The 19,066-nt window shown below is 42.3% G+C and carries 21 protein-coding genes; 2 read left to right on the top strand and 19 right to left on the bottom strand.

The genetic code is table 11. The annotated features are described in order from the left end of the window. Positions 1 to 93 precede the first annotated feature (93 nt). Positions 94 to 1,125, top strand: coding sequence for a hypothetical protein (locus tag ACWNM1_RS26380; RefSeq protein WP_449603281.1), 1,032 nt, complete (start codon positions 94 to 96; stop codon positions 1,123 to 1,125). Between the two features lie 171 nt (positions 1,126 to 1,296). Here ACWNM1_RS26380 and ACWNM1_RS26375 read toward each other — a convergent pair whose 3' ends face one another. Beyond that, positions 1,297 to 1,485, bottom strand: coding sequence for a YqzE family protein (locus tag ACWNM1_RS26375; protein ID WP_042186941.1), 189 nt, complete (start codon positions 1,483 to 1,485; stop codon positions 1,297 to 1,299). A gap of 182 nt (positions 1,486 to 1,667) precedes the next feature. Between ACWNM1_RS26375 and ACWNM1_RS26370 the strand changes: the two genes are divergently transcribed. Further along, positions 1,668 to 2,420, top strand: coding sequence for an N-acetylmuramoyl-L-alanine amidase (locus ACWNM1_RS26370; protein ID WP_449603280.1), 753 nt, complete (start codon positions 1,668 to 1,670; stop codon positions 2,418 to 2,420). Here the strand turns inward: ACWNM1_RS26370 and ACWNM1_RS26365 are convergent. The 18 genes from ACWNM1_RS26365 to ACWNM1_RS26280 form a co-directional block, all read right to left on the bottom strand. Beyond that, positions 2,407 to 3,267 (bottom strand): divergent polysaccharide deacetylase family protein, encoded by an 861-nt coding sequence (locus ACWNM1_RS26365; protein ID WP_449603279.1) that lies wholly within the window; start codon positions 3,265 to 3,267, stop codon positions 2,407 to 2,409. The two genes, ACWNM1_RS26370 and ACWNM1_RS26365, sit on opposite strands and share 14 nt — an antisense overlap. A 105-nt stretch (positions 3,268 to 3,372) precedes the next feature. Further along, complete coding sequence (locus ACWNM1_RS26360; protein ID WP_449603278.1) at positions 3,373 to 4,458, bottom strand: glycerol dehydrogenase; 1,086 nt, start codon at positions 4,456 to 4,458, stop codon at positions 3,373 to 3,375. A gap of 130 nt (positions 4,459 to 4,588) precedes the next feature. Further along, on the bottom strand, positions 4,589 to 5,827 hold the full coding sequence (locus ACWNM1_RS26355; protein ID WP_449603277.1) for an ABC transporter permease subunit: 1,239 nt from the start codon (positions 5,825 to 5,827) through the stop codon (positions 4,589 to 4,591). A 12-nt stretch (positions 5,828 to 5,839) separates the two neighbouring features. Further along, positions 5,840 to 7,078, bottom strand: a complete 1,239-nt coding sequence (locus ACWNM1_RS26350) for an ABC transporter permease (RefSeq protein ID WP_449603276.1) — start codon at positions 7,076 to 7,078, stop codon at positions 5,840 to 5,842. Positions 7,079 to 7,090: 12 nt separating this feature from the next. Then, the gene (locus ACWNM1_RS26345) at positions 7,091 to 7,981 is read right to left on the bottom strand and encodes an ABC transporter ATP-binding protein (protein ID WP_449603275.1); all 891 of its coding nucleotides are present in this window, start codon (positions 7,979 to 7,981) and stop codon (positions 7,091 to 7,093) included. Positions 7,982 to 8,032: 51 nt separating this feature from the next. Beyond that, complete coding sequence (locus ACWNM1_RS26340) at positions 8,033 to 8,818, bottom strand: hypothetical protein (RefSeq protein ID WP_449603274.1); 786 nt, start codon at positions 8,816 to 8,818, stop codon at positions 8,033 to 8,035. Beyond that, the gene (locus tag ACWNM1_RS26335; RefSeq protein WP_449603273.1) at positions 8,754 to 9,350 is read right to left on the bottom strand and encodes an RNA polymerase sigma factor; all 597 of its coding nucleotides are present in this window, start codon (positions 9,348 to 9,350) and stop codon (positions 8,754 to 8,756) included. The genes ACWNM1_RS26340 and ACWNM1_RS26335 overlap by 65 nt, the downstream gene beginning before the upstream one ends. 694 nt (positions 9,351 to 10,044) lie before the next feature. After that, positions 10,045 to 10,788 carry an SDR family oxidoreductase gene (locus tag ACWNM1_RS26330; protein WP_449603287.1) on the bottom strand — a complete coding sequence of 248 codons (744 nt, stop codon included), beginning with the start codon at positions 10,786 to 10,788 and terminating at the stop codon, positions 10,045 to 10,047. A gap of 188 nt (positions 10,789 to 10,976) precedes the next feature. Continuing rightward, positions 10,977 to 11,567 carry a TetR family transcriptional regulator gene (locus ACWNM1_RS26325; protein WP_449603272.1) on the bottom strand — a complete coding sequence of 197 codons (591 nt, stop codon included), beginning with the start codon at positions 11,565 to 11,567 and terminating at the stop codon, positions 10,977 to 10,979. A gap of 243 nt (positions 11,568 to 11,810) precedes the next feature. Then, complete coding sequence (locus ACWNM1_RS26320; protein WP_449603271.1) at positions 11,811 to 12,722, bottom strand: alpha/beta hydrolase; 912 nt, start codon at positions 12,720 to 12,722, stop codon at positions 11,811 to 11,813. A gap of 68 nt (positions 12,723 to 12,790) precedes the next feature. After that, positions 12,791 to 13,198: a MerR family transcriptional regulator gene (locus ACWNM1_RS26315; protein ID WP_449603270.1), complete on the bottom strand. Its 408-nt coding sequence runs from the start codon at positions 13,196 to 13,198 to the stop codon at positions 12,791 to 12,793. 158 nt (positions 13,199 to 13,356) lie between these two features. Beyond that, positions 13,357 to 13,785: a DinB family protein gene (locus ACWNM1_RS26310; protein ID WP_449603269.1), complete on the bottom strand. Its 429-nt coding sequence runs from the start codon at positions 13,783 to 13,785 to the stop codon at positions 13,357 to 13,359. Positions 13,786 to 13,788: 3 nt separating this feature from the next. Beyond that, positions 13,789 to 14,316: a HugZ family pyridoxamine 5'-phosphate oxidase gene (locus ACWNM1_RS26305; RefSeq protein WP_449603268.1), complete on the bottom strand. Its 528-nt coding sequence runs from the start codon at positions 14,314 to 14,316 to the stop codon at positions 13,789 to 13,791. Positions 14,317 to 14,355: 39 nt separating this feature from the next. Beyond that, positions 14,356 to 15,135: an ABC transporter ATP-binding protein gene (locus ACWNM1_RS26300; protein WP_449603267.1), complete on the bottom strand. Its 780-nt coding sequence runs from the start codon at positions 15,133 to 15,135 to the stop codon at positions 14,356 to 14,358. Between the two features lies 1 nt (position 15,136). After that, positions 15,137 to 16,126 carry a FecCD family ABC transporter permease gene (locus tag ACWNM1_RS26295; RefSeq protein WP_449603266.1) on the bottom strand — a complete coding sequence of 330 codons (990 nt, stop codon included), beginning with the start codon at positions 16,124 to 16,126 and terminating at the stop codon, positions 15,137 to 15,139. Between the two features lie 16 nt (positions 16,127 to 16,142). After that, a complete protein-coding gene (locus ACWNM1_RS26290; RefSeq protein WP_081382743.1) occupies positions 16,143 to 17,180 on the bottom strand; it encodes an ABC transporter substrate-binding protein in 1,038 nt (345 codons plus the stop codon). Positions 17,181 to 17,491: 311 nt separating this feature from the next. After that, positions 17,492 to 18,166, bottom strand: a complete 675-nt coding sequence (locus ACWNM1_RS26285) for a DUF6320 domain-containing protein (RefSeq protein WP_449603265.1) — start codon at positions 18,164 to 18,166, stop codon at positions 17,492 to 17,494. Next, positions 18,163 to 19,066: alcohol acetyltransferase (locus tag ACWNM1_RS26280; protein ID WP_449603264.1), on the bottom strand; the 904-nt coding region annotated here is incomplete at its 5' end. The genes ACWNM1_RS26285 and ACWNM1_RS26280, both read right to left, overlap by 4 nt.

The following is a 19,066-nucleotide window of genomic DNA, read 5'->3' as shown; positions in this document are numbered from 1 at the left end:
CAGCAAGCAACAGCCTTTTTATAGCCTGTCCACTACAATAGAGTGAAGCTTAACTTTCCTGACATTTCTTAACAAAGAAAGGTGATCGACGCCATGAAAATAAGTTTGCGGCGGAGGCTGAAACTTGCGGGTCAAGGATGCCTCCTCCTGCTTCTAAGCTTTGGACTGTTTGTATCCAGTTCTGGTTCCCCTTCAGCGCTGGCGCTGGCTAGAGTAAGTGTGATCCAGTCTGTTACGCAGGATGCACTTCCTGTATTGAAGATGAGTACCTTACCTTCTCCCAGTACGGTCCAAGAATTCGCTAAGGCTACACTGAACAAGCTCGCTGCTGATGCTCCATTTACAGCCTGGAAGGATGCAAGGATAGAATATTACCCCCTTGGCCCAGGCACTCATGGCTGGCTTGTAAATGTAATGAAGGGCAAAGAACGGATCGGATACATGATCATTTCCGCCACAGATACAGGCGGATATATGTTAAGTGAATATGGAGCCGGCACTTATGGACTCCCATACAGTTTAAATGATCTGCGCCAGTTTTTGGTGCAGAAAGGTCTCATTACATCATCTTTTTCAGGAACAATAAACCTTACTGCTTTATATGCACCACTTCTACCGGTCTGGAAAATAACCATTGACGAAAAGACGGTTTACATCAATGCTTCCGTACCGCAAATTTTACCTTGGACACTGAGCAAAGCGGAAGAAGTCCTTAAAGAACAGCCTCCAGCATCAGATGTAATTACTAATCTTAATCCTGACGTATCACCGCTATCGGCCTTCAATAGTGGAGGGTCCGATGATCCTTACGAAGATATCCTATGGCTGAATGCTCCTAAACTAACTACAGTGAGCGGCGACAATATCGCACTTCTGATTAGACCTAAGGAAAGCATTGCTTATCAAGCTGCTGGGCGAAACGACCTTGTCGGGGCACCATTTATGATTACAGGCTACCAGAGCTGGCAGTCTTCTCAAGGTCAAGCTGAGAACAATAAAACTACCGTATACGCGGCCTCAGGCCCTGAAGGAAAACGATACTTACCACTCACTGCACTACAAAATAATGGAACACTGCATAAGCTGCCAGACAAAACGATCAAAGCACTCGGATATAACCGGTAACACAAGCATAAACGCCTTCGGCGTCCTTATGAGGACGGTAAGTGTTTATGCGAGAAATAGAAGGATAATTTATAACGTAAGCATATAAATTCTTATATTTAAACAAATGCAAATAACCTTCCACTGCCACCCATGAATAATGGCACTGGAAGGTTATTTGCTTTTTAACCTTTAGTCTTTTTTATCATGACTCCACTTGCTTCGCCAGATAGACCATCCAAGCGGGAGCATGCCAAACCATTTCTGTGACCACGGCTGCTTCGTAGCCGCTCTACGAGCATGAATGGCACGCGGATCCTCGATATATACGACTACCTTCTCCGTTATATACTTTACAAGCTCATCGCCACCGGAAGCCATTTTAACACCTCCTAAAATGTAAGTGAATTCAGATTATCAGCATCCGTTCCATGGTCTTAGTGTGCACCACTCCACTTGGATCTAAACTACAGACTTCTGATTTGTCGAATAGGTTTACCTATTAAAGCACAATCTAACAAAGAATCCAGAAGACGTTATTCACTTGCAAGGAGGCGTTTCACTTGAACAACTGGAGAAAACAACCCTTTCCCAGAACAGCAGCTGCTCTATGTGGCTTTCGAATCACTCTAACTGTCCTAGGACTACTAATGTTGTTTATGGGCAGCTCCTTAGCCTCTGCGACACCAGAGAAACCCGTGATGAAGGATGACCGTCAGCATTTATTAGGTCACGGACACCGTATGATCCTAATTGATGCGGGACACGGAGGCATCGACGGTGGAACTTCCTACGGTAATATTCTTGAAAAAGATATCACGCTAGATATCTCACGTCGATTATTTCTACTTCTGGGTAGCGATGGCTTTGACGTTGCTTTAAATCGCAATGGAGATTATGCCCCAAGTGATGAGAACCGCTGGCTGCGTAGTAAATCTCGACATCTGCGGGATCTTGCACAGCGTAAAGAGCTTGCTGAGACATTACCTGCTACTGTAGTGGTAAGCATCCATATTAACTGGGCGCCTTCCCCTTCCAAACATGGTCCACTTGTATTGTACCGTCAAGAGGGCCGTAGCTTCATGCTTGCTAAGTCGATTCAGCATCAGCTAAACAATCTTTACGATGTCGAGGCTCATCCAAGACCAGGAAAACCCTTTTATTTACTCAACAAAATAACCGCCACAACGGTTATCGTTGAGGCGGGTTTTGTAAGCAGTCCGACTGACCGCGCAAAGTTATGCACCCCTAAAGGGCAGCAACAAATCGCTGAAGCCATCGCTGATGGTATTGTAGCTTATCTTATGGAAGTTTAAGTTGGGAGCTCCATTTCATCTCGTTTTTAACCAGATCAGAAATCCCTATAAACTCAACATTGTCTTTTATCTGTTCAATACCGCTGCGGATTCCTGCGGCGGTCTCTTTCCCAAATACACCAACATGACCAATCGTTACACAAAATCGTTGATCCTTCGCCAAGTCTTTGACGAGACCCATTTGTTTCAGAACATGACTTGCTGTATGTGTGTCATCTAAAAAGATATGGTTCTCTACGCGTGGCAACCCCATGCGATAAGCCATATTGCCAGCAACGGAACGGTAGTTGGTCTTGCTGTCTACAAAAAATAATCCTCGTTCTTTGCATACAGATAAGATCACCGCCATAATCCGCTCATCCCCGGTAATTTTCGAGCCCATATGGTTATTTATCCCGATCGCATAAGGAACATTATCTAGTGCTGCCTCAACCTTTTGTCGCACTTCCTCATCGGACATTTTGGCCAATATGGCTCCTGGTCCAAGCCATTTAGGATTACCTTGGCGCGGCTCCATCGGCAAATGAACCAGAACATCATCTCCGCGTTCATGGGCGCGGGTGGCATCCTTTACGGATGTAGGTAAAAAAGGCATGACGGCTACAGTAAGCTTTATCGGTAACGAGAACATTTCATCTGTCCCCTTCATGCCATTGCCGAAATCGTCAATAATGATAGCGACCTTATCACGTTTGGGTGCACTCTCTTCAAGCTGTGTGTTTGTAGCGTTGTCTTTAGACGTGGCAGCAGAGACAGCCGTCGTCGCCGGAACAATTGTGGTAATCATTACTGCAGTAACAGCAATCCAATTCAGTAAGTAACGTTTAACCTTTCGACTGTCCTTCATCAAGAGGAACGCCTCCTTCGTCTTAAACAATTGTTCTCATTGTTTGGTTCACGAAGGTTAAATATGTACGGGGAGGGTTCGCAATAATTTACAATCGAGCTGTTGCTAATGCCCGCGCTTGTCTGTGGCAAGGATTGCTTCCAGCACATCCACAGATTGAACTTCAAATGGCATATTCTTCATTGGGCTCTCCTGGGAGCAGCTAGCTTCTGCCACCACCATTAATTTATCCATATCGCTACTGGTAATCCCAAGCTCCTTAAGTGTAACGGGAAGGCCGACTTTTTTGCAGAAAGCAATGACCTGAGCGATCTCATCTTCTGAAGCCTTCTCCAAGACCAACTGCACGATCGTAGCAAAGGCAACCTTCTCACCATGCAGCACATTCCTGCATTCCTCATGCAGGGTCAGTCCGTTATGAATAGCATGGGCTGCAGCAAGCCCACCGCTCTCAAACCCAACGCCGCTCAAGTAAATATTAGCTTCAACAATATGTTCCACTGCTGAAGAGGTGATCCCCTGTTTAACATCCAGGAGTGCAGATTCACCTTCAGCTAGAAGTGTGTCCAGACAAGCACGCGCTAAAGAGAACGCTGCAATTGTGCTAGTCCCGCCTGCATGAGTAACCGCTCCTGATTGACGGCAAGCTCTTGCTTCGTAATAAGTGGACAAAGCATCACCCATTCCAGCCGCCAGCAATCTTGCGGGAGCTTTAGCGATGATATCGATATCTGCGATCACCATATCAGGATTTCTTTTTAATGGAAGGTAACAGTCGAAGTCACCTTCATCCGTATACAACACTGATAAAGCGCTGCAAGGTGCATCCGTCGAGGCCACTGTGGGTACAATAACTACCGGGAGATCCGCCATGTGGCTTACTGCTTTTGACGTATCTAAGGTCTTGCCGCCACCGATTCCTAAGATAACTCCAGCGTCCTTCAGGCCAAGTTCCAGCACTATCTCATCCACCTGATTACGGCTGCACTCACCCTTGAATTCGCGCATTATAAGGGGAATATCGTTCACTTCAAAGCTGTGTAAGATATCCTCCTTGTACATGGAAAAAATAAAAGGATCTATAATCGCAAAAGCTCTGTTCGATCCTAGCTGCAAACAATAATCTCCCAGCTTACGAATCTCTCCATGCCCCTGAATATATTTAGTCGGTGAACATATGATCTGCGTCATGGTTTCACTCCTCTTTTTGTATATTCTTTTATTCTAAGGAGTGTTGCTTCAGACTGGCTATAAAAAAAGATCTATCGCGAAAAATCATCTATGAGTATAAATAGTAAACCATTTAAAAATATTCTCAAATTCAGGCCACTTGATGTTTCTTAAATGCCCTATAAGTAAGAGGCAGTAGTAGCACTATAACAACAAGAGCGAAGCCTGCCATGACCTTATATTCTGGAATTAATACACCAAACAGATTAAACAATTCATATGAGGTTATTTTTTTAAAACCGTCAAACATATTACCTGGCAGCAAATCTATCAGATGATTAAACAGTCGGCTGCTCTTGCTGGCAGGAATGAACAGTGGACCAATAACCAATATTCCTATGACAATGATAACAGAAAAGGGACTACTCATAAGGCTGGACAGCCACAGAGTCAATGCTCCCACCATCAGGCAGGCTAGACTACCGATGAGGATCGCCCACAGATACGCTTGGAAGACTGTGAAGGAAACGGGAGCCAAAAGGTCAATCATCTGCACATTTGCTTTCGCACCCTCAAATCCAAATATTCCGAGCAGCAAAAGCGTGTATGCCACGAGCCCTAACAATAGTAGTGCTATAGATAGAATAAAGCCAGCCTTTAATTTGGCGGTGATAACCTTATTGCGACCATAACGAGAAGACAAAATGATCGCATCCGTACCCCGCTGATATTCGTCGGCGAACATGGGAGCGAGGCATATTCCAATGGCCAAAGATATAATTAAAAAAAGGTTTTGAAGATTTTGGAATACTTTTTCCCATCCAGTAACATAGTCCATCTGAAATGGAACACGAAGCTGCTCGTTCATTGTATTAAAGAATGCTTTCTCCTTGACTGAATAATTACCATAAGAATAATCGTAATTTAAATAACCGTTAACTTTTTCAATCCGTTTCTCATAAAACATTTTAGCATCATCTGGTTGCAATCTATCCATTACAGAATAATCATAATTGCTCAAAGGAGAAAATGCGTAACGAATTAAAGTATTGATCTGTTCATCCGGGACTTCATATTTAGCATAAGCTTCATTCTTTAAATTCCCTTTATCATCAATATTGTTCGGATCGAGATGAGCCTTTTTGTGTCGTTCAATCGATTTTCCCAATTTTTCCGTCGTTAAGGGACCGGCAAGCTGACGTCCGTATTCTCTTTGGAGGGAAATTGCAGCCAATCCTTTTAATTCCTCACCATCCTTACCCGTTATGTATGCCCCTGTGACCCTCATGTTAGCTAAAAGTAGGACTACTGCTATTACAATCGCAATTACGACGTAAAACAACTTGCTCCTTATTATTTTCCGCAGTTCAAACCGCGTCAGCGTGTCCATGATTTATGCCTCCTATATAACCTGATGCTTTTTGAATGCCCGATAACTTAAAGGCAGCAATAGTGTTATAGTTATTACCGAGAATCCAACCATTATCTTATACTCAGGAATCAACTGCCACCCAAGTTGGAATACTTCATAACCTGTTATTTTACTAAAGCTGTCAAACATACTACCTGGCAGCAATTCTATAAGATGATTAAATAGACGACTATTTTTATTTTCAGGAATAAACTGGGTACCTACAAGAAGAATTCCAACGGCTATAATAACGGAAAATGAGTTGCCCATCCGACTGGAGAGCCAAAGTGTCAGCGCTCCCACCAATAGACAAGCAAGGCTACCGATAAGTACCGCCCACATATAGGTTTGCATCACCGTGTAGGGAACAGGAGCCAAAAATTTAATCATCTGCACGCTGGCATTCGCTCCATCGAATCCAAATACCACTAGAATTAAGAATGTATAAACCCCAATTGCTAACACAATAAGTCCTACAGATATGATAAAGCTTGCTTTCAATTTGGCAGCGATGGCTTTGCTGCGACCATAACGAGTAGATAACACAATTGAGTCTGTTCCTTTCTGATATTCCCCTGCAAATACGGGAGCGAGACAGACCGCAATGACAAATGCAATAATTAGTAAGAGACTCGGCAAATTCTCAAATACATTTTTCCAACCAGTAACATAGTTCATTTGAAAAGGCACCGGAATTTCCTCATTCATTTTGGTGAAAAAAGCTTTCTCTTTGACTGTGTAATTGCTACCTGAGTCATTACTTTTTAAAAATCCTTGGACTTTTTCCATCCGTTTCTGATAAAATTCCTTAACGTCTTCAGGATTTATTTTGTTTATAAGGTAAAAATCATATCCGCTTGCAGGAGAAAATGCATCTGTAATCAAAAATTGAATTTGATTATCCTTAACGTCATATTTGGCATTTGCTTCGACGGTCATCTCACCTTTTTCATTAAGGTTCTTAGGGTCACGAAGTAATTTTTGATGTCTTTTAACCGCTGCTTCCATCTTTTCTATGGTCAACGGACCGGCAAGCTGCCGATTGTACTCTCTTTCTAATTGGATAGCCGCCACTCCATTCAAGAACTTACCATCTTTTCCTGTGGTTTGTATATTTGCGACTAATATAATGGATAAGAATAATGCCGCCACTATCAAGATTACAATTCCTGCATAAAATGATTTTCGGCGCATGATCTTTCGCAGCTCGAAACGGGTCAATATATCCATAAGTCATGCCCCCTATTTTTCAATAGCCGTAATATCTTCTTCCTCCTGAAAATGGTATAAATAGAAGTCCTCCAGCGTTGGCACAACTGATGTCGCCTGCTCAATAGGTTTCTCTGCGGACACAATTCTCAGTTCCACCTGATCCCCTTCATGCCGCAAATTGCTTACACAATAACGGGCATTCCATTCCTCAGCCTCCCGGACTGGGATACGACATGACCATACGAAGCTCTTCATCGTTGCCGTCAGCTGATCCACCGTGCCGGCTGTCAGCAAACTACCTTTCTTCATTACAAGAATCTGATCAGCAATATATTCCACATCGGATACAATATGTGTCGAAAGAATAACAATCTTGTCCCTACCCAAATCGGCGATAAGGTTGCGGAAGCGGACCCGTTCTTTAGGATCAAGTCCTGCAGTCGGCTCGTCCAGTACCAACAAGCGGGGATCATTAAGTAGTGCCTGTGCGATACCCAGCCGCTGTTTCATCCCTCCGGAAAAAGTGCGGATTTTTTTCCGAGCCACATCATCCAGAGCCACAGTGCCGAGTAGTTCTCGAGCTTTCCCTTTTGATGCCGCCAGCGTCAATCCTTTTAGCGAACCTATGTACCACAGAAATTCCTCTGCACTGAAATCAGGATAATATCCGAAGTCCTGAGGTAGATAACCAAGCAAATCGCGATAGCGTTCCCCCATACGACCAATTCCCTCATTGTTCATCTGTATCGTTCCCGAAGTAGGGTTTTGGATACCGCAGATCATCCGAAGCAATGTTGTTTTTCCAGCGCCGTTTGCCCCCAGTAAACCGTAGACACCATTGGTAAGTCGGATTGAGATTCCGTTTACCGCCTTTTTGGCGGAAAAATGCTTACTCACCTGATTTAAAGTCAGTTCGAGCATTCCAGACTTCCTCCTTTTATTCTCTATTGTTTTGACTTGTCTCACACAATCTTAAAATTGTATTCTTGAGGCCGTTTCCAGGCTTCTGCATGTCCTGCATACCCCTCGAGTCTCGTAAACAATTCCAACCGTAGAAAGCACCAGTAATACCTGCCATAATCCAGTTACTGATGATAAAAACAGTGAGAAGGAATAATTAAATGTAAATATAATCTGCACAATTACCAACAGAGCACAGTAAAGGAGACAATAATATCCACAATTTGATGTACGAATCCGGTTCAATAACCAAAGGGAACCAAGACAAGCAATATTGAAGGGCACCAGCAGATACAGTAGGAGGCTCAAAATCCCCGTCTGTATCCAAACATTCAATAGAACGGCCAGCAAGGTCAAGCCGATAAGATCCGCTATTCCAAGCAAACTCATACGCACCAGCGTCAGTTTCTCTAGTACATGCCGAGTACTTAATTCAATCTCCAGCATATGAAAGGTTAAAGATCGAGTCAGTGTCTGTAGCCCCGTGATCACCAGTAATGGAGCTGAAATAGATGCTAGCATGACAATTTGGATATTTCCGTGAGGATGATTAACGAAGTTATGCAGAAGTAACCCCATTCCAGCAACAATTAACAGCTGTAATGCCCATACCTTCCAACTGATGAAGCGAAGTTGAGCCTTATAGAACTCTGTAAATGAGGTTCTCTGTGTAGCCTGTGCTTGGCGCAGTTCTATAGCTGCCTCATGAATGGTCTCCTCTAACCGCCCCCGATCAACGGGAAACGAAGGGTAGTTTCTTAGTGTAGTTATTATGGAATGTCGCTGCTTCTTCTTCAACGAATTCACTCCTCTCCAAATAGCTTCTTAAAACAATTAGCCCACGCTTCACTCGATATTGAACCATGCATACATTTACTCCCGTAACACGAGCTATGTCGCGGAAGGTCATATCCAGACAAAACCGCATAAAAACCATTTCCCGCTGCTCTTCAGGCAGAAGTAGAAGCAGCTCATGAACCAGATGCTCTCCTTCTACTTGTTCTTCAATGGAGCCGTTTGGCTGTGAAAACGGTTTTTCTGCTTCCTCCACATGCACACAGCACAACGGATACCGTTTTTGCAGATAATCATTGCACAGGTGACGAGCGATTGTGTATAAGTATGCGAGGCATTTTCCTGCATTCTTATATCTGTCAATATATCTGCAAAATCGATAGAAAGTTTCTTGGGTCAGATCCTTCGATTCTTCCTCACTTCGAACCCTGTAGTAGCAATACTTCTGGATTCCGGGGTAATACCTTTCGATCAGCGGTGTTAAGTACTGCGTCTCCCCCTCATGTATTCGCCGGATCCACTCCACTTCATCCACTACGTCCCTCCTCTCTATTATGTTTAACTGATTTATACAGAAAAAAAATGAAGTTACATTGTGACTTTTTCGTGAAATTCTTCAGACGCTTCCTTTTCGTACGAATCTGCTTGCATCCTGTACAGACTCGCATACACTCCTTTTTTCTGGATCAGTTCGGCGTGCGTGCCTAATTCTCTTATCTCTCCCGACTGAAGAACAATGATGTTATTCACATCTCTGGTATTAACAAATCGATGAGTTACCATTATGCATAATCTACTGAATTTCATTTCCTGAAAACGCATGAAAATTTCATGTTCTGAGATCACATCCAATGATGCAGTTGGCTCATCCAGCAATTTCAGCAAGCAATCTTATCCGGAATATCATTAAGAAAAAGAGACTTTGATTGTTTGTGTTGTGATGGGTTTGACACCATTCTGAACCGTGTGTGATTATGCTACTGCGCCGAGAACCATTGATTTCCTCGCTTTTCACTCCATTTGATTTATTTTGCACAGCACAAAAAGCCTATTTAGACGCTGCCAGCGACTTTAGACTATAGTTGTGAGTTTCGAATGTATATTCCCTGTCCTAACCAAAACTATTCATATATTTTCTCAACAAAATAACCGCTGCAGATAAACACAGCGGTCTCTTTTCCAAATTCGCAGACATGACCGATATTTTACATTGATCATTTGCTAACCTCTCAAATAAATCCACCGTTCACACGAATCGTCTGGCCTGTAACCCACTGTGATTCCTTACTGGCTAGAAACAGAACTACACTCGAGACGTCCTCAGGCTCACCTAAGCGTCCAAAAGAATTCATACTCCCAACATTCGCAATCTCTTCAGCTGACTTCCCAACTGTGAAAAGCTCCGTATTAACAGGACCTGGCGAAACCGCATTAATGGTGATTCCTTTTCGTCCAAATTCTTTAGCTAACTGACGAGTGAATTGTTCCACTGCTCCCTTTGTTCCCGCATAAACGCTGTAGGTTGGGAACATCTGACCTATAACCGATGTCGAGAAATTAATGATCCGTCCGTTCTCACTCATATGTTTAGCCGCTTGCTGGCAAGCAAAAAAGGTACCCTTCACATTGATGGCGAACTGTTTGTCGAAGTCTTCTTCCGTCATACTCGCAATCGGCTTTGTGATCATAATGCCTGCGTTGTTAACGAGAATATCGATTTGTCCATAAGCTTCCAATGTAGCTTGGAATAATTGTTCTAGCTCTGCCACTTGGCTGATATCCGCCCGGATAGCGATAGCTTCTCCACCCTTTTGCTTAATTTCGTTCACAACTTCCTCTGCCTTGCTTGGACTACTTGCATAATTAACAACAACCTTCGCACCATGTAACGCCAAGTTCTCCACAATTTCCCGTCCCATACCTCTTGAAGCTCCAGTCACTAATGCAACTTTTCCAACCAAATTCTGATCCATCATTTATTCCTCCTATTCGTTTGCCTTTCTTGTTCGTCTGATTATAAATCGAACACTCACAAATAACAAGTGACAATTATCATTTTTTGTCACTCAATATAATTATTCTTCAGACGCAAAAAAACCTTCCGATCTTCATCAAAAGGTTTAGTCCATCATTTATCTAATATGAAATATGCTATAACAATTTATGACGAAATTCCGGAAAGCATCAAAGACCAAACGGAGGCAAACTCCTGATCAATCGAACCCGACTGCCACTCTTTCGCGTGAGCAGGATGATGAAATCGTGATGTTGCATTAAAAATAGCTCTTGCCGTAACCTCTGATTCCAATGCTTTAAACTCCCCGGTTTGTATACCTTTTTCAAGAATGCGTGCGAGTTGCCCAATTAATTGATCTACGTGTTGGGTAATCATATCTACTGCTTCTAAAGTTACAGAGGCGTACATAGCAAACATTTCGGAATCATCTACAGCATAGCTCCGTTTACTGCGAATTAGAGTATCTAACCACAGACGTAGCTGCTCTTTGGCATTCTCATCAAATTGCTCAGTAATGTCCTTCAATGGGGCTAAAATATTTTGATGCAACCATCTTTCGGTTACCGATTCGCGCAAAGCTGCTTTACTGGAAAAATGTCTATATAGCGTACCATGACTAACCTTCAGTACCCTCGCTACATCAACAACTGAAGTCTTATCCGGGCCAAAACGCCGGAGTACTTGTTCAGCCGCATCCAAAATGTTTTCTTTAGATAATGGAAGATCATTTGACATTGGTATTTCCCCTCGCTCTATTTCTGATGGTACTTATCATAGCATATATCACTCAGAAACAAACTGACAATAATCTTACTTTGTCATTTGTAGAATCAATATCAGTATATACGTGCACAAACTTATCAAACTAAGATCCACATTTTAGTATCCAATTCTCATCAGCCGCTGAGTACAAACCATACCCCAACAACAAAAACCTCCTTGATTTCTCAAGAAGGTTCATTATTTTCATCTACCTACTCACTCGTCCAGCTTCGCCCTAACAAACCTACCGATCTTCGTAATCGCCCACTGCGCTTCTGGGAGCATGTAAGCTAAGAAGTGAAAAACACTCCACATATTCTCCCATATTTCCAATTCCACATGAACACCCGCTACTCTCGCCCGTTCAGCTAACCTCGTTGAATCACTTAAAAGCACCTCATGGTTGCCTACTTGAACAAGTAAATCAGGCAATCCCTGCAAATTCATTCTTAACGGCGATAATATTGAAGCCCACTCGGTTCGAGTACCTACATATGCTTCGAGTATCCATTTATTCCCTTCCAAACTACCTGTCGGATCAAGCTCCGCACGACTCTGATACGATTCGCCATCCAAATGAACAAGATCTGTATGCGGCGAGATTAAAAAAGCACCTGCTGGTAACTCGCTCCCCTCATCCCTCAAAGTAATCAGTGTCATCAGCGCAAGGCTGGCTCCAACAGAGTCTCCTCCAATCACGATATCACTGGCAGAATATCTATTTGCAAGCAACCACCGGTAAGCCCCTATACAATCTTCATTAGCGGCGGGATAGATATACTCGGGTGCAAGGCGATACTCAATAATTAATACTTTCATGCCACTCGCTTTTGCAATTCGTGCTGCTAGATCCCGATAAAATTCACAGGTTCCTGAAACAAAACCACCACCATGAAAATAAAGAATCACTTTATCATCAGGTGGAGCTGCTTCCACAGGAATGATCCACTCTCCGCTTAATGGCCCAACCCTGACCCGCTCGACTGTAACATCCTTATGACTGGGCATATTCGCAGCCGCCTCAACCATTTCTTGCCGGATATGCTCTACAGACTTACTATCAAACCGATTGGTTTGTTTCAGGTAATCTTTGATCGCTGCAAGCTGTTCTATACTCGTCTTTTCCATATCAATAATCCCTCCTACAGGTCTTTTCAACTCAAAGTGTAAAGCCTGTAGGTGACTACAAGGTCAAGTTAAGATTCCATTTTCAGGATTTCTAGCGTTGACTGTACTCCAGGATGTTTATCCGTGGCTAATAAATTTTTTCTCAATTCTGCGAGAGAAGCAAGCTTTATCTCCTGCTTTGCAATTTCATTGCTGACTCGATCCATTTTTTTATCTACAACTTTCACAAAATCATCTATGCTAATGGCACTGCTTTCCGATTTTAACAATGCCTTTTTAATTTCCTTTAGGGTGAATCCACATTGCTTAGCATTATGTATAAACGTAAGTCGACTTAGTGCTTCTTCAGAATAAAGACGGTAGCCGGCTTCCGATCGTAAAGGTGTACTAATTAGACCCAGTTCCTCATAATACCTCAATGTTTCCATATTCACATTTGCCATCTTGGCCATTTGACCTCGCAAGTACTCCGTCATGATCTACACCTCCTTGGAATTCCCTATATTATACCAAAACCCAGATAATAAAGAGGGTATCAAAATAGAGCCAATAATTAATCGGGATCAATTTAAAACTCCTTATCTACACAAAAAAAAACGGCATTTCTGCCGTTTCCCCATGTCTACTCTTCTACCTACAATACTTCACTTCGAATCGCATTTTTCTGTATTTGAGAAATCTGTCCGGCATGAATACCTGTGTGATACATAAGTCTGCCTACCGCTTCAAGCGGAGTAGATGTGCCAAAAGACGACTCTACGCTTACATGCCAAGCATCTTCCGGAAGCTCCCGCATCGCTGCAATCAGATTCTCGTTGGAAGCAGACAGCAGATCCACCAGTTCACTTAATGAAGTATACGCTGCATCATCGGCTTGAGGTTTAGGTCTACCAAAGAACCACTCTGCAAACATAAATTCTACCTCGGCATTATGAGAAATCAATCCTCCGATGGATGAATTCCCTAATTTAAGATTTAAATCTTCTTCCGGCAATGCCTTCACCATTTTATGAAATCGCTCTTGAACCGCTTGCCAGATGGGCAGTACTGAAGTAATAGTCATCGGCTATTTGCTCCCTTTTACAGCTGCTTCTTCGTCTTTCTTCTTATCAATAACAACGTGATTAAATACATTTGCATCTACATCAATATCGAACGCCAACCCAAAACCTACAACATAACGCCCCTTCAACGGAGTTAGTTCGAACAGTGAAAAATCCAGTCCGCGCAGCAATTTCAGCATGGCCTCACCATGGTCAGCATTGAACAATTCAAAGATATCTTCATATCCATCATTGCCGATATTGCTTGAAGTACAACTCCAGCGCACACGCTCAGCTGCAAATTTATTGTTTGTTTCAGACTCATCCGCAATTAGAAAGGCGTCCACAAAATCATTATTTTCCATATAGCCATAGTGCTCTGCGATTTTACTAATATAGATATACAGCTTGCCGTCTTTCTTAACGAAAGGCGCATAACTAATAAAGGGCTTACCTTCATCATCGATCAAACTCAAAATCAGGTTCTTACGTTTATTAATAAATTGCAAGTAGTTTTCTTTATTTTTCTCCACATCTACAGGCTTCTTCATTTAAATCCCTCCATGAATAGGTTGTGTCACACTATGAATCTATCGAACAGTACTCAACAAATGAATACGAGGTTTCTTCTCTGTGGGCACATACTGGACTTCCGCGTCCATCCGGTAAATATCCCTTATCATATCGGTTGTCATGACTTCATTCGGTGTGCCATTCATCGCCTTCTCACCCGCCTGTACTACAACGATACTATCGCTATAAGTAGAAGCTTGATTGAGATCATGCAGCACCATCACTACGGTCATGCCCATGTCTTGATTTAACTCGCGAACAAGCTCAAGCACTTCATGCTGATGCGAAATATCCAAGTACGTGGTTGGTTCGTCAAGCAACATGATGAGTGGACGCTGCGCTAAAGCCATTGCAATCCAGGCACGCTGTGATTCACCACCTGACAATGAAGCTACGGCTCGGTCCTTATACTCCATCAAATGTGTCTTTTCAAGGGCCCAATGAACAATATCCATATCCTCTTGGTTCAATCTTTCAAACCACTTTTTGTGTGGATATCTGCCATACGAGACCAGATCGATCACAGTCATATCACTCGGTGCTTGATTCTTCTGGCTCAGCATGCACATTTTTCGTGCGACTTGTTTGGCGCTCATGGTCTTCAGATCCGTACCCTCGAGTATGACCGTACCCGTATGATAAGGAATTAGCCGTGATACCGCTTTTAGCAAAGTGGATTTACCGGATCCGTTTGGCCCTATGATGGAGACGATCTCACCTTTTTTTACGGAAAAAGAGAAGTTGTTAATCACGCTTTTCTGCTCATACCGAATCGAAATGGAATCGACAGTAAACATGTTAGAACGCCTTCTTTCTCATCAGGTATAGAAAATATGGTCCGCCAATCACAGTCATAAGGATACCCGCAGGGATATCTAGGGGTGCAAACAGGGTACGTCCACCTGTATCCGCAATTAACAGAACCAATGCACCAAGAGCCATACTCATCGGCAAAAGATATTTGTAATCTGAACCCACGAGCAATCTCGCCATATGAGGTACAACTAGACCGACAAATCCGATCATTCCAATGGCTGCTACAGAAATAGCCGCTAGAAATACTGCCAGCAAGGAGAGCAGGATACGAATTCGGTTCACATTTTCACCCAGATTCGAAGCCACCTGATCACCCAGACGAATGATATTTGCCTTACGTATAGCAAAGAACGATAAGATCCAACCTGCAATCGCATATGGGAAGACCATCATCAGCGCATTATTCCCTTTTGCCGCAAGACTGCCGTTAAGCCATTGAACCGCTGCTGGGAGTCTATCGCTGTACATGATTGTTAATAGTCCAATGAGTCCTCCGCAAAGCGCATTCACAGCAACGCCAGATAAAATAATAGTAATCGGGGAAATACCGGTTCGTCTCCACGCTAATGCATATACAATACCGGCAGCAATTAGCCCTCCAACAAAAGCGGCAATCGGAATGAACTCAGTATACTGTGGTGCAGCAAGCATTATGACAAGAACACATGCAGCCGCGCCACTAGTTACACCCGTCAAACCAGGATCAGCAAGTGGGTTACCCATCACAGCTTGCAGCAGTGCGCCCGAGATCGCTATATTCGCTCCGATGATCATCGCCAGTAACACACGTGGCAATCGAATATCCCATATGATGGTGGCATTCACCGCCTTAGACGATGAACCAAAGATCGTGCTTAGTATGTCTGATACCGGAATGAAAACAGAGCCTAATCCGATGGCAATAATCGCGGCAACGAGCGCTAATAGAACCGTTACAATAACAACTAATCTGCTACGAGATGTATTTATCACTTGCTGTCTCCTTTAATTATTCATAGAAGTATTTTGCGATTTCAGTTAGGGCTGTTTCTGCGTTAATGATCGAGGTTACGCCGAACACACTGTAATCTAAAATCTGGATTTTGTCGTTTTTATAAGCAGAGAGCTTCGTCCAAGTTTCATTTTTCTCTATTTCTTTTTTAAATTTGTCCTTTGTCGCTCCGTGGTCACCTGAAGCCAATACGAGAATGACGTCAGGATCAGCGGCTACGACGTTCTCCATATTAATAGGAGAGTAAGTATCGGTAACTTTAAGTACAGAAGTAGCAATGTTATCAGCGCCAAGCTTTTTCACCAAACTACCTAGATAAGATTTCTCACTCATAACCATGAAGGAATCAGAGGTTCCAATAACGAGCATCACGCTCGGCAGTTCTTTTCCTTCAGCTAATTTACTTAGCTCATTTTCTTTATCCAATATCTTACTCAAAGCCGCATTCATCTCATCTTTTTTATTAAAATAAGTACCTAATACTTTAAGGCTAAGTTTTAAATCCTCGAAGGATTCTGTGCGTAGATATGCTTTTTGCAAATCCATGCCTTCCAGTGTCTTATCCAGTGTGCTTCGAAGTGATTCTGCTCCCAGAAGTAAGTCTGGCTCAAGCTTAGTTACTACTTCAAGATCCGGTGCCATTGGCGAACCAATTTTATCTATCGATTCAAAATCAGCAGGGATTGGATTGGTGGAGGTTGGCACCCCAACTGGTGTGATTCCAAGCAAATAGAGCATTTCTGTTAATGGTACAGATGTAGTTACAATTCGCTGTGGAACTGTGGCTGGAAACTGGCTTAATGCTTCATTGAACAATGCTTCATCTACACCATCATTCTCCAGACTGTATTCCTTTCCAGCATCCGCTGTTTTCGCTGCTTCTGTTGTATTCGCTGCATTTGCTTCTTTCGTTTCATTAGCAGCTGTATTCGTTACGGCTTCATTCTTGGTTTGATTGTCCGCTGTATTGGTGGACGAACATGCAGTCATTGCAGTAAGCGCTGCAACAACCAGAAGTACTAACAATTTCTTCAAAATCTATCCCTCCGAGTATGTATAATTATACGTTCCATGTAGTGATAATGATTTTCATTTTCATCTACGATTCCTATGATAATGGTTATCATTAGGAAGTGTCAAGAATTTTATTTTAATTTTAAACTAGCAAAAACGCCTTAATCATCCCATAAAAAAAGACAACCTTTCTTGTAGAAAAATAGAAATTCGGTGTCGGATGAACCCTTCGCTTTCTTAAAACCATAAAAAACCACATCCAAAGGACGTGGTTAATATGCATAATAAACCTAAATATTTAATTATAGATTGGAATAAATCTATCTCGATTATTAATAATGGAATCTTCTTCTGATTTCGCTTATAAATTTCCGGTCAGAAAAAATTATCATCCCAATAATGGTTAGGAGTGAGTATACGATAGAGAAAACACTGGTCCAAATGACATGAGATAAATTAAATACAAACAGAAGCATAGGACATAAATTAATAAAGAACATCGCTAAAATATAGCCTATATCATGACGCCATAATGATTTTTGAACAATTGCGAGCATAGTCATAATAAATGTAGCTGCCACTCCAAACAGTGGAATTGCATAGTTGGTAGACCATCCCCTAAAACCAACAAATATATCGATCACTAATAGGAAAATGGACAACATGACATAGTGATATAAAATTTTCCTACCAATATGTTTATTAGATAAAATGGTATCTTTAACAACGATCCACGCATAGATAAGACCTGTACTTACGATAATTGACCATATTCTCGGATTGATATGATAGGTCAACGCATTAATTGTAATCGAAAGCACGATCGCAGATATAGTCAAAAAGAGGAACAATTTAGCTACCGTAAATGGTTTGGTTTCCTGATAGATCACTTTATAGGACGGGTATTCTGTCGTGCTCTCTCCCCTGATCTTAAGTGGCTTGGAGCATAGTGGACAACGATAATGTTGATTATCAACCGTCACGTTGCAACGAATACATTTGGTCATTCGCTAATCCCCCAATCGTTTGAGTAGATTTCAACTTCAAGTCCAGCCTCACCCGCTAAGGTCGAAAAGAAATATTGCAATATATCGGACTCCACTATATTTCTGGTAAACGTGATCACCAGCTTATCATTGACTGAGCTGATCCCACAGTTCATAGGGCTTTTATTAGATGGATAGACTAATGCCTCGATTAGCTCTACGTGCTTGTACATTTGCTGTGGCAACATAATATTGCCGATATTGGACAAGGTCAGTGTTCTTTTACTTTCCCCAAGCATATGAAACCCTAAATTCACGAACCAGTTCTTCAAAAATAACGGAACAAATAGCGTAGCTTTGTTCCGTTCAAGCGCCACATTATTGTAAATGATATTTTGTAAATTTTCTTTCCCCGTTTTATACTTCAGCATCTCATTCATTCTAAAAATTAATTCATCCAGTGTGGTATCTTCCGTAATTCGCGCGCCAAGATTAACTACACCAAAGAAGTTACGAAGAGTACGTGAAGGGAATGCTTTGCGCAAATTGACAGGCACTGCGATAACCACGGGAGCGTTACTTTTGCTATATTTGATTCTTGTTTGATAAATAGAATAACTCAGTAATGCGGATAAATAAGCAGTGATCGTACTACCTTTTTGCTTAGCGAGGGCATTCAATTGGGAGGCACTTACGACCCCGTGTACCACGTTATTTCCGAACTGTTCGAAAGCTGTACCTTTAATGTGGTACGCTCGGCTGTTTCTAACCGATTCAACATAACAATCCTTGTAATATCTGCGAAAAGCATCCTCCATATCATGGATATCCACTCCTGAATCAGCGAGTAAAATCCGGTCCTCAGTGTCAATTTCATGTCCCATATACATTAGATAATAGTACAGCAGTGATTTTAAAAAC

It is taken from the genome of Paenibacillus sp. Marseille-Q9583 (assembly GCF_976954365.1).
The sequence above is the reverse complement of the archived record's forward strand: the minus strand, read 5'-3'. Positions and strand labels throughout refer to the sequence as shown.

What these genes read in the sequence shown, in the direction of transcription:
- ACWNM1_RS26380 (WP_449603281.1), top strand. Translation starts at nt 94, where the DNA reads ATGAAAATAAGTTTGCGGCGGAGGCTGAAACTTGCGGGTCAAGGATGC.
- ACWNM1_RS26375 (WP_042186941.1), bottom strand. Translation starts at nt 1,485, where the DNA reads ATGGCTTCCGGTGGCGATGAGCTTGTAAAGTATATAACGGAGAAGGTA.
- ACWNM1_RS26365 (WP_449603279.1), bottom strand. Translation starts at nt 3,267, where the DNA reads ATGAAGGACAGTCGAAAGGTTAAACGTTACTTACTGAATTGGATTGCT.
- ACWNM1_RS26360 (WP_449603278.1), bottom strand. Translation starts at nt 4,458, where the DNA reads ATGACGCAGATCATATGTTCACCGACTAAATATATTCAGGGGCATGGA.
- ACWNM1_RS26355 (WP_449603277.1), bottom strand. Translation starts at nt 5,827, where the DNA reads ATGGACACGCTGACGCGGTTTGAACTGCGGAAAATAATAAGGAGCAAG.
- ACWNM1_RS26350 (WP_449603276.1), bottom strand. Translation starts at nt 7,078, where the DNA reads ATGGATATATTGACCCGTTTCGAGCTGCGAAAGATCATGCGCCGAAAA.
- ACWNM1_RS26345 (WP_449603275.1), bottom strand. Translation starts at nt 7,981, where the DNA reads ATGCTCGAACTGACTTTAAATCAGGTGAGTAAGCATTTTTCCGCCAAA.
- ACWNM1_RS26330 (WP_449603287.1), bottom strand. Translation starts at nt 10,788, where the DNA reads ATGGATCAGAATTTGGTTGGAAAAGTTGCATTAGTGACTGGAGCTTCA.
- ACWNM1_RS26325 (WP_449603272.1), bottom strand. Translation starts at nt 11,567, where the DNA reads ATGTCAAATGATCTTCCATTATCTAAAGAAAACATTTTGGATGCGGCT.
- ACWNM1_RS26320 (WP_449603271.1), bottom strand. Translation starts at nt 12,722, where the DNA reads ATGGAAAAGACGAGTATAGAACAGCTTGCAGCGATCAAAGATTACCTG.
- ACWNM1_RS26315 (WP_449603270.1), bottom strand. Translation starts at nt 13,198, where the DNA reads ATGACGGAGTACTTGCGAGGTCAAATGGCCAAGATGGCAAATGTGAAT.
- ACWNM1_RS26310 (WP_449603269.1), bottom strand. Translation starts at nt 13,785, where the DNA reads ATGACTATTACTTCAGTACTGCCCATCTGGCAAGCGGTTCAAGAGCGA.
- ACWNM1_RS26305 (WP_449603268.1), bottom strand. Translation starts at nt 14,316, where the DNA reads ATGAAGAAGCCTGTAGATGTGGAGAAAAATAAAGAAAACTACTTGCAA.
- ACWNM1_RS26300 (WP_449603267.1), bottom strand. Translation starts at nt 15,135, where the DNA reads ATGTTTACTGTCGATTCCATTTCGATTCGGTATGAGCAGAAAAGCGTG.
- ACWNM1_RS26285 (WP_449603265.1), bottom strand. Translation starts at nt 18,166, where the DNA reads ATGACCAAATGTATTCGTTGCAACGTGACGGTTGATAATCAACATTAT.